The following is a 15,023-nucleotide window of genomic DNA, read 5'->3' as shown; positions in this document are numbered from 1 at the left end:
CCGGCACGCCGACGGGCGTGACCCCCAAGGGATCACGCCCGTCGTCGTTCAAGGGTTACGGGTACCCGGGAAGACCCGGGACCAGCCACCCGATGAGGCTCCAGATGAGCCACTCGAGGAACGAGCCGAACCAGTGGGCCCAGCAGCTCGAGTCGAAGATGCTGCACTCGGGCACGCCCGGCCCGCCCGGCCCGCCGGAGTCGGCGCTGTCGAGGATGCGTACCGTCGCGCTCGACGGCTCTCCGACGTCGTAGGCCTCGGCGTCGACGACCGTGAGCGTCACCGTCCGCTCGTCGCGCTGGCGGCCGCTGCGGTTGATGACCTCCACCGCCTCCGTCGCGGTGGCGGAGCCAGCGGCGAACGTCACCGTGCCGTCGAGCGCCCTGATGTCGCGCCCGATCCGCACCCTGTTGTTGTGGTCGACGTCGTAGGAGACGGTGAGCGCCTCCGCGAGGTCGCCGGTACGCGTGAAGGTGACGATGCCGTTCTGGCTCGGCTCCTTCGCGTCGCGCGTGCGCTCGACCGTGATGACGGGCGTCTCGGCGACAACGCCCTCGATCGTGACACCGACACCGATGGTCACCGGCTGCGCACCGGGGTTGTCGGTGACGTGGGTGACCTCGTTCGTCAGCACGTCCCCGTTGGCGAGGCCCGCGTCGTCGACGGTCACCTGGTAGCTGATGGTGACCGGGTCGAACGAGGCGCCTTCGTAGTCGAAGCAGATGACCGTGTCGTCCTCGACGACGCCCTCGCCGGAGTCGCGGTTGACGAGCGCCTGGCCCGTCGTGCCGTCCGCGTTCTCGGTGCCGATCGTCAGCGGGCCGTCCACCGGGCCGGTGATGTTGTCGTAGGCGACGTAGAACTCGTAGGCACCGGGCGCGTCGTCCTGACCGCGGAAGGCGAAGAGCTGCACGTCGTACGTGCTCTCCGGGTCTTCGTAGAGCTGGACGTCGTCGTACTCGATGACGAGCGCGCTGCCGGGGACCGTCCCGCCGAGGTTGACGAGGGTGACGCCCTTGTTCGTCGCCGCGTCGTAGACGATCTCCATGTCCTGCCACAGCATGGCGAGGAGGTTGTTCGGCGCCGCCGGGTCGGGCAGCGCCTGGGGCTCCCACGGCGCACCGCCGTAGTTCGTCGCCGAGTCGAAGACGACGAACCCGTCGTCGGTGAGCGTGATCCCGTTGTAGTCGATGCCGTAGAAGCTGAACGGCGATGCGCTCGAGACGGTGAACGCCACCGTGTCCCCGGAGACGCCCGGGTCCGTCGCGAAGCTGCCGAGAGAGGCGAGGTCGACGTAGCCACCACCGTTCAACGGGTTGGCGCACGCCGGGTTCTCACCGCTGCGGGTGATGGCGTAGGTGCCCGTGGCGCCCGCGGCGGTGGGCAGCACGCCCTCCCACTCGAGGACGCCGTCGGTGACGGTGGCCCCGCCGGTGGCGGAGCCCTCGACGTACGTCATCCCCTCGGGGATGTCGTCGGTGATCGTGTAGGTGAGGTCCTCGTCCGTGACGTTGGGCTGGACGGTGACCTCGTACGTGACGGTGTCACCGGGCGCCGCCGTCTCGACGTCGGCCGTCTTCGTCACGTCGTCGGCGAACCGGTTGAGCGTGACGGGCAGGATGCCGATGTCGTCCGGGGAGCCGGCGGAGGAGCCGAGGGTGATGGCCCCGTACCAGCGCTCCCCGGCGTCGAGCTCGGGCTCGTCGTAGTACACCCGCAGGTCGAACGGCTCGCCGGTCGGGTTGGTCTCCGGTCCCTCGACCGAGAGGTTGCCGGCGTCGCCGGCGACGACGGCGGTCCCGAAGGTGAGGGTGTCCGTCGCTCCCGGCGCGGATGCCTCCCAGTTCTGCAGGAGGATCCACCACGTGCCGGCCTCCGGTGCCCCGATGTCGCACTTCTCGAGCGCTCCGGCGGTCGCGCTCATGCAGATCTCGGTCTCGAGGCTCGGGGTGTCGCCCCGGCCCACGAAGAGGTCGATGTCCGGCGCCGTCGACTCGGTGACCTCGGCGACGAGGCGGCTCGCACCCTCGGGGACCTCGACGGTGAGGACCGTCGTGCCCGCGGGCGAGTCGTACGGGTCGGTGTTCGTCGGGTCCTGGACGAGGGAGTACTCCTCGGTCACCAGCTGGGTCAGGCCGGCGACCGTGGCCTGCAGGTCGGTGATCTCGATGGCCTCGAGGTCCTCGACGAGCTCCGACCCGGCGTCCCGGCGGGTGTCGATGACGACCTCGCTCGGCAGGACGCCGGTCGACGGCAGGACGGCCACCGGCAGGGAGGCGTCCGAGATGCCGGCCGTTCCCGGCGTGAGGTAGACCCGGCCGAAGAGCCAGGTGTCCGCCGCCGCGTCCGCGGCGCGTACGTCCGCGGTGATGGTGATCTCCTGGGTCTCGCCGTCGGCGAGGGAGAACGTGGCGGGCTCCACGGTGATCGCCACGTCGTCGTCGGAGGCGACCGTCGCGCTCCACTCGACCGTCCCGGCGGCGTCACCGGTCAACGTCCGGGTCCACGAGCACGTCTGCAGGCACTGGCTGTCGGCCATGCTGGCCAGGTTGACGGTCTTGGGGTCGCCCCCCTCGCTCGGGTCAGCCGCCTCGTAGCGCGCGATGGTCTCCTCGAGGACGAAGCCGGCGTTCGCGGCGGCCGCGACATCGATGCGCCCCGAGCCCATGTCGAACGGGTCGGCCGGTGTGACGCCGTCCTCCTTGGTGACGCCGTCCATGACCGCAGTCGTCATGAGGGCGGACTGGATCTCCGCGGGCGACCAGTCGGGGCGCAGGTCGGTCAGCAGCGCACCGGCGCCGGCGACGTGGGGGCTGGCCATCGAGGTGCCGGAGATGAACCCCCATTCGGGGTCCACCTCGCTCTCCGCCGTCGACACGCCGACCGCGGCGAGGATGTCGACGCCGGGCGCGGCGACGCTCGGCGAGAGGATGTCGAGAGCGCGGTTCGGACCGCGGCTGGAGAAGCCGGCGGTGACGTCCCCGTTGGCAGGGTCTTCCTCGAGCGTCGCACCGGTGATCGTGCCGGTGTGCCCCTCGCCCTCGTCCAGCCACGCCTTGAGGGCGAGGCCGTCGTCGTACGAGATGTGGACGGCCGGCAGGACGTGAGCGTCGCCGGTGAGCGAGTCGCCGTTCGGCTCGTCGTTGGCGAGGATCATTCCGCCCGCTCCGGCGTCGGCGACGACCTGGCCCTTCTCGACACGGCCGCTGATGCCGCGGTCGCAGACGACGATCTCGCCGTCGAAGGTGTTCTCCTCGAACGCGCCCGCCTGGCACAGCGGGTCGCCGTAGTCGCCCGCGTAGACGATCGGCGCGGGGCCGTAGCCCGTCGTGAACCCGAGGCCCCCGATGTCGCCGAGCTCGGGACCGTCCTCGCGGGTGAGGTCGACGAGCGCGTTGAGGTAGACCCGGTCGTGCGTGGAGGCGGCCACGGACGTCACCCACGGCACGTCGGCGGGCGAACCCACGGTCGACGGCCCAGGGCCGTCGTTGCCGGCCGAGGTGGCGACGAAGATGCCCGCGGCCCGTGCGTTGAGGAACCCGATGGCGTCGGGGTCCGACCAGGCGTTCGACGGCGCCGAGCTGCCGATCGAGTAGTTGATGACGTCGACCTGGTCCTCGATCGCCTGGTCGATCGCCGCGGTGATCGCCGCCGCCGAGCAGCCGTCCGCGTCGCAGACGTCGTAGGCGATGAGATTCGCGTGCGGGGCGACACCGGAGATCGTGCGGGTCTCGCTGATCCCGGACGGGCCCTCGACGACGGCGGTCACCTGGTTGCCGGCGGTGGTGCTGGCCGTGTGGCTGCCGTGGCCGTCGTCGTCGAACGGACCTTCACCGATGAAGTCGTACGCGCCGATGAGCTTGTCGTTGCAGGGGAACCGGGCGTCGTACTGCTCGGTGTTGGCCGCGTCGCACATGCCGAGGTAGGTGCCCTCGCCCAGCGGGTTGGTGTGGTCGTAGCCGTCACCGCCCTCGGACTCCGGGACGGTGTCGGCGAACGAGGGGTTCGAGGGGTTGATCCCGGTGTCGAGGATGCCGGCAACGATGCCCTCACCCTTCGTGCCGACGCCGCCCGTAGCCGCCCCGTCCCAGATCGCCGGGGCGCCGATCCACTCCGGACCGTTGTCGGTCTGGATCTGCCGGTCGAAGTCCACGACGACGGAGGTGACGCCGCGGAGCTGCGCGACGGCGGCCGCCTCGTCCGCCGTCAGCTCGACCGCGATGCCGTTGAGGGCGTAGGTGTAGCTGAAGTCGACGGCCGGCGCCCGGCCGATCTCGGCGCGGATCTCGCTCTGGAGGTCCGCCTGCTCGCCGGCGAGGAACTCGGTGTAGGCGCGCACGGGCGCGGCGCTCGCGTCGAGCCTGTCGCCCGGCTCCGGCTTCGTCGCCTGGAGCCGCGCGATGCCGCCGTCGTAGGCGGAGACCGCGGGGGCGTCGAGCTGGACGATGTAGCGCTCAGCGGTGGGTGCGGACCCGAGACGCATGACGGTGCCCTTGGCGCCGTCACGCGCGACGCTCGTGCTGCCGGACGTCTCGGCAGGCTCGGCGGCGGCGCCGGCGAGGCGGTCGTCCGTAGCCGTGGCGGGCGCCGCCCGGTCAGCGGCAGCGGCGCGGCTGACCGAGGAGCGCTCGGCGGTAGCCGTGGCGGAGGAGGTGGTGCGCTGGGCTTCGGGAGCAGAGCTGGATGCGTTCGCGGTGGGGGCAATACCCACCGCGAGTGCGCATGCTGACAGCACAGCCAGAAGCCGATGTGGAGCTTTGGACACAGGCGATCAACCCCAGGACTAGGAGCCCGGGGGTTTTCCCGGGCAGGTCACGTCTGTCTAACCCCATGGCATAGCCCACGTCAACGACCGTCCAGAATCCTCGACCATCGTCTACCGGCGCCCGGTTCGTCCGGGTCGGCAGGGCCGCCACGGCAGCACCCCGTGCGTCGCTGCAGGAGGGGCGCGGGGCACCGTCCGTCGCCGCCCGCGACGGCGGTGCGCGAACGACGGAGGCCCCGGTCCGCGGCGGCGGATCGGGGCCTTCGTCGTGCTGTGCGCCCGGAGGGACTCGAACCCCCAACCTTCTGATCCGTAGTCAGATGCTCTATCCGTTGAGCTACGGGCGCATGGCCGTGAGGCCGAGGACAACAATAGCCGTGCGCCGCCGGATGTCCCAACCCGTTCCGCGTGACGCCCGTCACGGGCCCGGCGCGCGCCCTACTGGAGGAGGGTGCGGTCGTCGAGGCCGGCGCCCTTGACCTGCTCGAACGCGGCGAGGAGGTCCTGCACCGTCGCGCGCTGCTTCCGCTCTCCGGCGATGTCCACGACGACGCGGCCCTCGTGCATCATGATGAGCCGCGTCCCGAGGCGGAGCGCCTGCTCCATGTTGTGCGTGACCATGAGCGTCGTGAGGTGGTGGCGCTCGACGGACTCGATCGTGAGCCGCGCGACGAGCTCGGCGCGCTGCGGGTCGAGTGCGGCGGTGTGCTCGTCGAGCAGGAGGATCTTCGGCTCGCTGAACGTCGCCATGAGGAGCGAGAGCGCCTGACGCTGCCCACCGGAGAGCATGCCGACCTTCGTCTTGAGCCGGCCCTCGAGGCCGAGCTCGAGCGAGCGGAGCTCGGAGACGAAGACGTCCCGCTTGGCCCGCGTGACGCCACGCCGCAGCCCGCGGCGCCTGCCGCGGCCGTAGGCGATGGCGAGGTTCTCCTCGATCGTCATCTCGGGCGACGTCCCGGCCATCGGGTCCTGGAAGACGCGGCCGATGTAGGCGGCGCGCTGGTGGTCGGCGAGCCGCGTGACGTCGTCACCCGCCACGCAGATCGTCCCGGCGTCCGGGAAGAGCTTGCCGGCGATCATGTTGAGCAAGGTCGACTTGCCCGCACCGTTCGACCCGATGACGGTGACGAACTCCCCCGCCGCGAGGGAGAGGGACACGCCCTGGAGGGCGGCGCGCTCGTTGACGGTGCCGGCGAAGAAGGTCTTCCTGAGGTCGGTGATCTCGAGCATCCTCACTCCCCCGTCCGGCTCGGCACGACGCCGGCGGCGTCGGCGGTCGAGGCCGCCGCGGCCTGGGAGCGGCGGAAGGAGCGCAGCGTCGGGATGCGCCGGAAGACCTTCCACTGCGGCAGGACGAGGGCGATGACGACGAGGACCGCGGAGACGAGCTTCATGTCGTTGGGGTCGAGGCCGGCCTCGAGCGCGATCTGGATGGCGACGCGGTAGAGGACGGACCCGGCCACCACCGCGAACGTGGAGATGACGATGAGCCGCGCCCCGAGGATGGCCTGGCCGAGGATGACCGAGGCGAGCCCAGCGATGATGAGGCCGATACCCATCGAGATGTCCGCGAAGCCCTGGTACTGGGCGATGAGCGCCCCGGAGAGGCCGACGAGGCCGTTGGACAGCCCGAGCCCGAGGATCTTCGTCCGGTCGGTGCTCACGCCGAAGCTGCGGATCATCGCCTCGTTGTCACCCGTGGCCTGGAGCGCGAGGCCGACGTCGGTGTGGAGGAACCAGTCGAGGACGAGCTTGACGACGAGGGCGATCGCCCCGAAGAGCGCGATGGACGCCGCGCCCCCGAGGAGCCCCGCCTCGCGCAGGGGGGTCAGGACCGTCTCCTCGCGCAGGAGCGGGACGTTCGCCCCACCCATGATGCGCAGGTTGATCGAGTACAGGCCGATCTGGGTGAGGATGCCGGCGAGCAGCGGGTTGATCCCACCCTTGGTGTGGAGGAGGCCGGTGACGACGCCGGCCGCCAGGCCCGCCACGCCCGCGGCGAGCGTGGCGAGCAGCGGGTCGGTGCCGCCCGTGATGAGGATGGCCGCGGTCGCCGCCCCGGTGGTGAAGCTCCCGTCCACCGTGAGGTCCGGGAAGTTGAGGATCCGGAACGTCAGGTAGACCCCGAGCGCCATGACCGCATAGATAAGGCCCAGCTCGACGGCGGTGATCATGGCAGGGGGCGTCAGTCCAGGACGGAGTCGGCGTCGTCGAGGAGCGCCTGCGGGATCTCGACGCCCATGCGCCCGGCGGCGGCGGAGTTGAGGATGAGCTGGAGCTCGGTCTGGGTCTCGATCGGCATCTCGGCCGGGTCGGCGCCCTCGGTGAGGATCCGGACGGCCATCTCGCCGGTCTGGTACCCGAGCTGCTCGTAGTCGAGGCCGTAGGTCGCGAGCGCGCCGCGCTCGACGCTGTCACCCTCGGCCGCGATGACCGGGACCTGCTTGGTCTCGGCGACCTGGATGAGCGACTCGAGCGCCGAGACGACCGTGTTGTCGGTCGGCACGTAGAACGCGTCGACGTCGAGGGAGTCGGCGGCCTGCTGCACCTCGCCGGAGTTCGTCACCGTGGCGACCTCGACCTCGAGCCCGAGCCCGGCAGCCGCCTCGCGGGCGAGCTCGACCTGGATCTCCGAGTTGACCTCGCCCGAGCTGTAGACGATGCCGAGGCTCTCGGCGTCGGGGGCGAGGTCTTCGAGGAGGCCGAGCTGCTCGTCGACGGGGTTGAGGTCGCTCGTGCCGGTGAGGTTGCCGCCGGGACTCTCCCAGCTGTCGACGAGGCCGGCCTCGAGCGGGTCGGTGACGGCCGTGATGAGGATCGGGACGTCCGTGATGGCCTGCGCGGTCGCCTGGGCCGTCGGCGTGGCGATGGCGAGGATGAGGTCGTGGTCCGCCGAGGCGAAGGTGTTCGCGATGGACGTCGCGGTCGCCTGGTCGCCCTGGGCGTTCTGCTCGTCGTACGTGACGTCGAGCCCGGCGTCCTCGAGGGCCGCCTTGAAGCCGACGGCGGCCGCGTCGAGGGACGGGTGGGAGACGATCTGCGTGATGCCGATGCTGTAGCTCTCGGCGGCTGCGCCACCGCCGGTGCTCGTCGCGTCACTGGTCGCGTCGCTGCCGGCGTCTCCGCCACCGCACGCAGCGAGCGCGAACGCGGGGGCGACAAGTGCGGCGACCAGCAGGCGGGTCCTCGAGATCGTCATGATGGGTTCCCTTCCTTGGGGTCCGCGGGCCGACGGCGGCGAGCCTACTCCACTGCCCGGCATGTGAGAACGGCATCTCATGAACTGGTTGACAGCGGCCGCCCAGCCGGACGCCCCGGCCCATCAGACGCGGACAGCCCGACCCCACCGAGGGGGCCGGGCTGCCGACGCACGCCGTGCGGCATGCAGGAGCGGAGACGGTGGGATTTGAACCCACGGACGGGTTGCCCCGTCACGGCCTTAGCAGGGCCGCGCACTAGACCGGACTATGCGACGTCTCCAAGAATCCGGGGCCAGGCTACCCGGTAGGACGGGCACGGCCAAAGTCGGCTCGGTCGACACCGCCGGACCGTTGGGAACTGCTCGTCCCCAGCCTGCGGAACGTGGCCCCCGCGCACCCACGGACGCGGGACAATCGGCGGGTGCGCCCACCCTCACCCGTCCGCCGCGCCACGCTCGCGCAGGTCGCCGAGCTCGCCGGCGTCAGCCTCAAGACCGCCTCGCGGGCCCTGGGCGGTGAGCCGTACGTCAGCGCCGCGACCCGCACCCAGGTCCTCGCGGCGGCTCGCTCCCTCGACTACCAGCGCAACACCGCCGCCAGCCTGCTCGCGAGCGGGCGCCTGTCGGACTCGATCAGCCTCATCACGGGCGACATCACCAACCCGTTCTACTCGGCGCTCGCCAAGGGTCTCGAGGACGCCATCCGCGAGCGTGGCATGCACCTGTCCGTCGCCAACGCGCGCGAGTCCGCCGAGCACGAGTGGCGCCTCGCGCGCAGTCTCGCGGACCACCAGACCAAGGCGATCGTCGTCGTCTCGGCGATGGCGGACCACTCCCCGTACGAGACGCTGCAGGCGCGCGGGATCCCCGTCGTCTTCGTGGACCGGCCCGCGGAGCAGGTCGCGGCCGACTCGGTCGTCCTCGACAACCGCGGGGGCGGGCGCGCGGCCGCCAGCCACCTCCTGAGGATCGGCCACCGGCGCATCGCGTTCGTCGGGGACTACGAGTGGCTGCCCACGCACCGCGAGCGGGTCGCGGGCATGGCCGACGTCCTCGGCGACGCCGGCGTGAGCGGGTGGCGGGACCTCGTGCGGACCGGCGCGCACGACCCCGCCACGGCCCGCCGGCACGTGCGCGAGCTCCTCGACCTGCCCGAGCCGCCGACGGCGTTCGTCGCCGGCAACAACCAGGTGGTCCTCGGCCTCGTCGAGGAGCTGACGGTGCTCCCGCCGGCGGGAGCGCGGCCCGCCGTGCTGGGCTTCGACGACTTCGAGTGGGCGCGCGTCCTCGGCATCACCGTGGTCGCGCACGACGCCGGGGAGATGGGGGCCCACGCCGCCCGTCTGGCGCTGGCGCGGCTCAGCGACCGCGAGCGCGCGATCGAGACCGTGGTCCTGCCCATGACACTGGTCCCCCGCGGGTCCGGGGAGCGCCCGCGGGCGTAGCGGCGTAGTCGGCAGGCGTAGCGGCCCAGCCGGGCGCATCGGCGCAACCCCCGCAGCGCGCACGCCAGAGGGGCCGGCACCTCGCGGTGCCGGCCCCTCTGCCTACGTCGTCCTGCTAGCAGGTGCGAGCGTCGTACGTCGCGCTCACCGTCGTGGTCGCCTCGACGCCCTCGGTGCTCGCGGTCACGCTCACCTCACCGGCCGCCACGGAGGTAGCCCGGGTGCTGAACGCCACCGAGGTGGCGCGCCCCGCCTCGAGCGTCACCGTCCGCGTGCCGTAAGGCGAGGTGATGGTCGCCGCCACCGGCGTCGTCCCTTCGTTGGTCACCCGGACGGTCTCGACGACCCGCCCGACGACGCACCGGGTGTCCGCCACGACCGAGATCTCCGGGCCGGTCGGCGCGGGGTCCTCGACGGTGATCTCGAGCGACGTGGCGGCGGACCGGCTGCCGTCGTCCGCCGTCACCCAGACCTCGTAGGTCCCGGCCGCGGCGTACGTGTGGCCGGCGACGACCACGCCGTCGACGACGTCGACCGCCGACACGGGCGACCCGTCACCCCAGTTGACGACGGCGGTCACGCCGTCGCCGCCTCCGGTGACCGTCGCGAGCGGCGCCTCGAAGGCGGCTCCGCTCGTCTGGGTCCCGACCTCACCGGCCGAGACCGCGAGCGCCTCGACCGCCGCACGGTCGCCGTCGGAGGCGATGGCGAAGGTGTGGGTGCGGCCCTGGGCCCGCAGCGTCCCCTCCTCCGCCGGCAGGGTGATGCTCACGACCGTCTTGGGTGCACCGTCCTCGCCCACCGCGAGGGTGAGCGGCGCCGTGGCGAATATCGCGCTGTTCTTCACACTGCCCTCGGGGCTGACGCCGGAGAGACGCCCCTCGGACAGGCCGACCCTGACATTGCCGAAGAGCGGGGTGCCTGCGGCGCCGACCCAGTCCCCGAACTCGATCGGCAGGGCCTGCTCGGTGCCGTCGGAGAACGTCAGCGTGCCCTCGACCTGCTTGTTCAGCTCCGTCGCGGTCCCGATGAGCGAGATCTGCGTCGCGCCCTCGCCGAGGTCGACGCGGAACGTCTGCCCCTCGCCGGTGACGTTGTCCGGCTCGCCGGGGGCGACGTCGGGCAGGTCGAACGTGAGGTCGGTGCCGGGCACCGGGATCGTCTCGCCCTGGACGAACCCGCTCGCCGCGAGCTTGTCGCGGAAGAAGGTGTGCCCCTGGCCGTCGCAGCTCCCGGCGGTGAGCTCGAGGTCACCGATGCAGATGTTGTTGAACTGCCCGACGAACGTGTCGTCGCGGAAGGCGGACACCTGCGACGTCGCGGTGGCGACCGTCCCGACGCTGTCGGTGGCCGTGACGACGGCGGAGTAGACCCCGGCCCGGGTGAACGTGTGCGGGGCGCGCACGGTCCAGCCGCCGAGCCCGTTGGCGCTCAGCACCGCGTCCTGCGGGCCCGACCCGTCGCCGTAGTCGACGACGACGGAGTCCCCGGCGGAGAAGTCTCCACCGACGACGGTGCCGACCTGGCCCGTGAGCTCCGTACCCACCCGGACGCTCTGGTCGTCCGCGGCCAGGACCGTGAGGTCGCCGGCCTCGGCGGGAGCGGCGAACAGCTCGACCTCCGCCAGGCCGAGGTTGCCCTCGCCCGCGGCGACGGTGAGCCGGTAGTGCGAGTACGCGGCGGAGCCGTCGGGCACGGAGAACGGACGGGTCTGCGTCGAGTGCGGGAACTGCTCCCCGCTGCGCGCGTCGAGCTCGGTCCACGTCAGCCCGTCGACCGAACCCTCGAGCGTCCACGAGGCCGGGTCGGACACGCCCTCACCGGTCGGGCTCGTGAGGGTGTACTGGTGGACGAAGACCGGTCCGCTCGCCGAGGACCACGTGAGCTCGGCGCTCTCGCCGGCGAAGGTCACGGCCGAGCGCATGTTGTCGTCCGTGAGCGCGCCGACGGCCGTGCCGTCCGCCGCGGTCAACGTGCCGAAACCCGGCTTCGTCGCGTCGACGAGGGCCTCCGGGGCGGAGAGCTCCTCGTCGAGGTCCTTCGCGCCCCAGCTCGTCGGCGTCTCGCTCATCGTGAAGGTGAGCGTGCCGCCGTCGCGGATGAGGTCGCCGTCGATCGTCGTGTCCGTCAGCGCGACGCCGTCGTGCTCGAGCCCGGCCACGTAGACGAGGCCGTCGCTCGCGCCCGGCGCGTTGATCGTCAGCGGGGTGTCCCCGAGGTTGAGGGTGACGCTGTCGAAGAGCGGGGACCCGATCGTGTAGTCCCCCGACCCGACCTGCAGCGGGTAGAAGCCCAGCGCCGAGAAGATGTACCAGGACGAGAACTCGCCGTTGTCCTCGTCGCCCGGGTAGCCCTGCCCGATGTCCGAGCCGGCGAACAGCCGCTGCTGGATGTCCCGGATGAGCGCCTGGGCGCGGGCCGGGTCGCCGGCCTCGGCGAGGACGTAGGGGATGTGGTGGGCGACCTGGTTGGACATGCCGAGCATCCCCAGGCGCACGTCGCGCGCCTCGCGGGCCTCGTGGATGCCGGAGTAGTCGGCCTTCTCCTGGTTGGTGAGGAAGGCGTCGAGCTCCTCGAGCAGCTCGCGCCGCCCGCCGTAGAGGGCTGCGAGGCCGTCGACGTCGTGCGGGGCGTGGAAGGCGAAGGTCCAGGCGCTCGCCTCGGTGAACGCGCCGCCCCAGGCCTTCTTGTCGAAGTCCGCGCCCTCGGGCCATGTGCCGTCGGCGTTACGGGCGGTGAAGACCCCGGCCTCGGGGTTGTACATCTCCGCGAAGTGGCCGGCGCGGGCGTCGAAGTACTCGGCCTCCTCGCGCAGCTGCTGGACGCGCTCCTGCGGGGTCGCCGGGTCCTCGGCGAGCGCCTCGGCCATCTGCGCGATGCCGAAGTCGTTGATGAAGCCCTCGAGGCCCCACGAGGCGGACTCGTGGGTGGTGGCCTCGGTGAAGCCGAGGAAGATCGAGCGCTCGAGGCCCTTGCGGCCGACGGCGTTGGACGCCGGGAGCACGGTCGCGTTCTTCACCGCGGCGTCGTACGCCTCGAGCGCGAGGTCGTTGCTCAGCGCGCCGGCGAGGTAGGCCTCGGCGAAGGAGACATCCGAGCTCGTGCCGGTCATGAGGTCGGCGTAGCCGGGCGAGGACCAGCGGGCGACCCAGCCGCCGTCGCGGTACTGCTGGACGAAGCCGTCGACAAGCTCCTCCGTGAGGTCCGGGTAGAGCATCGCGTAGGCCGGCCACGCGGTGCGGTAGGTGTCCCAGAACCCGTTGTTGACGTAGACCTTGCCGTCGACGATCTCGGCGTTGGTCTCGGTGGCGCTCGCGCTGCCCGTCGTCGGGGAGACGGGGCTGGCGTACCGGTAGACCGGGTCCGCCGCGGTGCCCGTGTTCTCGAACTGGGAGTTCGGGTAGAGGTTGAGCCGGTACAGGCCCGAGTAGAGGTTGACGAGCTGGGCGTCGGTGGCCCCCTCGACGTCGGTGATGACGCTGAGGCGGTCGTTCCAGGCGGCCATGACGTCGGCGTGGACGTCCTCGAAGGTGCGGCCGGTCAGCTCGAGGTCGAGGTTCTTCGTCGCCTGGTCGAGGGAGATGAACGACGAGGCGATGCGCAGCTCGACCGTCGCGTCCTCGGAGGTGTCGAAGGCGGCGTAGCGGGCGGAGGCCCGGTTGCCGCGCGGCGTCGTGCCGGCGGCCGTCGGGGTGGCGTCGAACTGGCCGGAGACGAACATCCGGGTGCGGCCGGGCCAGCCCGAGCCGCCGTCGACCCAACCGGTGACGGCGCCGTCGGCGGAGACGTCGAGCCCGGACGTGCCGACGCCCTGGTCGACGAGCACGCTGCCGGCGTCACCGGTGAACGTGAAGCGGTAGACGGCGCCGTGGTCGGTGGGGGTCACCTCGGCGGCGATGCCGTTCTCGAACTCGACGGCGTACCGGTCGGGGCGGGCCACCTCGTTCTCGTGGCGGAACGCGAGCCTGCGGTCGGCGATCGTCGACGTCGGGTCGGCGCCCTCGGCGGGCAGGACGGCGAGCTGGTTGCGGTCACCCATCCAGATGCTCGGCTGGTGCGAGAAGCCGATGCCGGCGAGCCCGGGCAGGTTCTGCGCGTTGTTGTCGCGCTGGTAGCTGTAGACGGTGCTGGTCGTGTCCGGGTTCGTCATCGGGGTGATGAAGTTGAAGCCGTTGGGCCACGCGCTCGCGGGCAGGTTGTTCCCGCGGGAGAACCCGCCGGTCGAGTTCGTGCCGCGGCGGGTGTCGACGTAGCTGATGAGGCCGTCGGAGGTGTCGCGGGGCTCGGCGGCCTCGATCGTCACGTCGTCGAGGTAGCCGAGCACCGGCGTGCCGGCCGGGGCGCCCGGCTGGTCGTAGGAGAGGAGCACCTTGTCGACCGTGCGGCCGGCGAGTGCGCCGAGGTCGACGGTGACGGAGTTCCACTGGTCGGGCCAGAGGATCTTGCCCGTCCCCTGCGAGCGCGCGTCGGCCCCGAAGCCGTACGCATCGGTCGCGTCCGTCGCCGACAGGCGCGTCCCGTCGTCGAGGACGAGGTCGACGGCGACGTGCGTGGCCGCGTAGGTGAGCGCGGCGTCGAGCACGGGGAAGATCTTGTAGGTCAGCTGGCTGTCCGCGGCGATCTCGACGTTGACGTCGAAGAGCTCGTTCGTCGCGCTCGCGTCGCCGTCCTCGAGGACCTGACCGACGTACTGGAGGGAGCGGGTGCCGGTGAAGCCGACACCCGTCTTCGCGGTGTGGGAGGACGTGGGGCCGGAGGTGACCTCGGTGATCATCGGCGAGATCATCACCCCCCGGTCGGCGTCGATGAGGTCGAACTCGGCGAGCTGGACGATGTTGGTGCCGTTGTTCGCCGTGACGTCGAGGCGGTAGTACGCGTACTCCGCGCTGCGTCCGGCCAGCTCGTAGCCCTTCGTGACGCCGCGGTTGTTCTCGCTGCCGACCTGCCACGCCTGACCGGTCTGCGCGTCGAGCTCGACCCAGGTCGTGCCGTCGGTCGAGCCCTCGACGGTGAAGTCGCGGGGGTCACGCTCGGGTGCGTCGTTGGCGGAGGTGAGGGCGTAGCCGGTGATGGACACGGGCTCGCTCAGCTCGTAGGTGAGCGTGCCGGTCTCGGCGAACGTGAGCCACTTCGAGCTCGGGTTGCCGTCAGCGGCGTTCGGCGGCGCCTCCGCAGCCGGGCTCGAGCCGGTGCCGGTGACGCCGGTGACGTAGCCGAGGAGGCTGCCGGCCCCGAAGCGGTCGCCGGTGACGTTGACCGGGTCGCCGCCGAAGGACTGGCTCACCGCAGGCTGCGCGTCGCCGGACTCGAAGGAGGAGGCGAACTCGGTCTCGGCGGCTGCTGCGGGCAGCGCCATGGCGGCGAGGCCCATCGTGCCCGCGAGGGCGCCGACGAGCGAGACCGCGATCGTGCGTCCGGTCCGCCGTCGTGGCGCGGATGTCGGGAGTGTCATGTGCAGGATCTCCTTCGGCTGCATCGTTGAGCCGCACCGTCGCGGCACTGGTCGGCCGTGCGACCAGGCTGTGGGCGGGCGCCGCGCAAGCCGCTCGTGCCCGACCCGCACCCCGCCCACCCGCCTGACATCGCTGTCACACGTCCAGGAAGACGGTATCAC

Annotated in this window: 6 protein-coding genes and 2 tRNA genes; 1 reads left to right on the top strand and 7 read right to left on the bottom strand. The window is 71.7% G+C overall.

What is annotated here, in order from left to right; translation table 11 throughout:
* Positions 1 to 55: 55 nt before the first annotated feature.
* From V2J63_RS03640 to V2J63_RS03615, 6 genes are all read right to left on the bottom strand, one after another.
* Positions 56 to 4,711 carry a S8 family serine peptidase gene (locus tag V2J63_RS03640; protein ID WP_331229606.1) on the bottom strand — a complete coding sequence of 1,552 codons (4,656 nt, stop codon included), beginning with the start codon at positions 4,709 to 4,711 and terminating at the stop codon, positions 56 to 58.
* Between the two features lie 328 nt (positions 4,712 to 5,039).
* Positions 5,040 to 5,112 (bottom strand) — tRNA-Arg (locus V2J63_RS03635).
* 91 nt (positions 5,113 to 5,203) lie between these two features.
* Complete coding sequence (locus tag V2J63_RS03630; protein WP_331229605.1) at positions 5,204 to 5,995, bottom strand: ABC transporter ATP-binding protein; 792 nt, start codon at positions 5,993 to 5,995, stop codon at positions 5,204 to 5,206.
* Between the two features lie 2 nt (positions 5,996 to 5,997).
* The gene (locus V2J63_RS03625; protein ID WP_331229604.1) at positions 5,998 to 6,939 is read right to left on the bottom strand and encodes an ABC transporter permease; all 942 of its coding nucleotides are present in this window, start codon (positions 6,937 to 6,939) and stop codon (positions 5,998 to 6,000) included.
* Positions 6,940 to 6,950: 11 nt separating this feature from the next.
* Entirely contained in the window at positions 6,951 to 7,964 is a 1,014-nt protein-coding gene (locus V2J63_RS03620) for an ABC transporter substrate-binding protein (protein WP_331229603.1), read from the bottom strand.
* A 192-nt stretch (positions 7,965 to 8,156) separates the two neighbouring features.
* Positions 8,157 to 8,245, bottom strand: a tRNA-Ser gene (locus V2J63_RS03615).
* 141 nt (positions 8,246 to 8,386) lie between these two features.
* On the opposite strand from V2J63_RS03615, the gene V2J63_RS03610 reads away from it, so the two are divergent.
* On the top strand, positions 8,387 to 9,409 hold the full coding sequence (locus V2J63_RS03610) for a LacI family DNA-binding transcriptional regulator (protein WP_331229602.1): 1,023 nt from the start codon (positions 8,387 to 8,389) through the stop codon (positions 9,407 to 9,409).
* 115 nt (positions 9,410 to 9,524) lie between these two features.
* Here V2J63_RS03610 and V2J63_RS03605 read toward each other — a convergent pair whose 3' ends face one another.
* Positions 9,525 to 14,861, bottom strand: coding sequence for a GH92 family glycosyl hydrolase (locus tag V2J63_RS03605; protein ID WP_331229601.1), 5,337 nt, complete (start codon positions 14,859 to 14,861; stop codon positions 9,525 to 9,527).
* Between the last annotated feature and the right edge of the window lie 162 nt (positions 14,862 to 15,023).

Origin of the sequence: Georgenia wangjunii, from assembly GCF_036421975.1 — a bacterium.
Lineage (GTDB): Bacteria > Actinomycetota > Actinomycetes > Actinomycetales > Actinomycetaceae > Georgenia_A > Georgenia_A wangjunii.
The sequence above is the reverse complement of the archived record's forward strand: the minus strand, read 5'-3'. Positions and strand labels throughout refer to the sequence as shown.

Bases quoted from the DNA above. Each gene is read 5' to 3' on its own strand.
- V2J63_RS03620 (WP_331229603.1), bottom strand. From the start codon at position 7,964: ATGACGATCTCGAGGACCCGCCTGCTGGTCGCCGCACTTGTCGCCCCC.
- V2J63_RS03625 (WP_331229604.1), bottom strand. From the start codon at position 6,939: ATGATCACCGCCGTCGAGCTGGGCCTTATCTATGCGGTCATGGCGCTC.
- V2J63_RS03630 (WP_331229605.1), bottom strand. From the start codon at position 5,995: ATGCTCGAGATCACCGACCTCAGGAAGACCTTCTTCGCCGGCACCGTC.
- V2J63_RS03605 (WP_331229601.1), bottom strand. From the start codon at position 14,861: ATGACACTCCCGACATCCGCGCCACGACGGCGGACCGGACGCACGATC.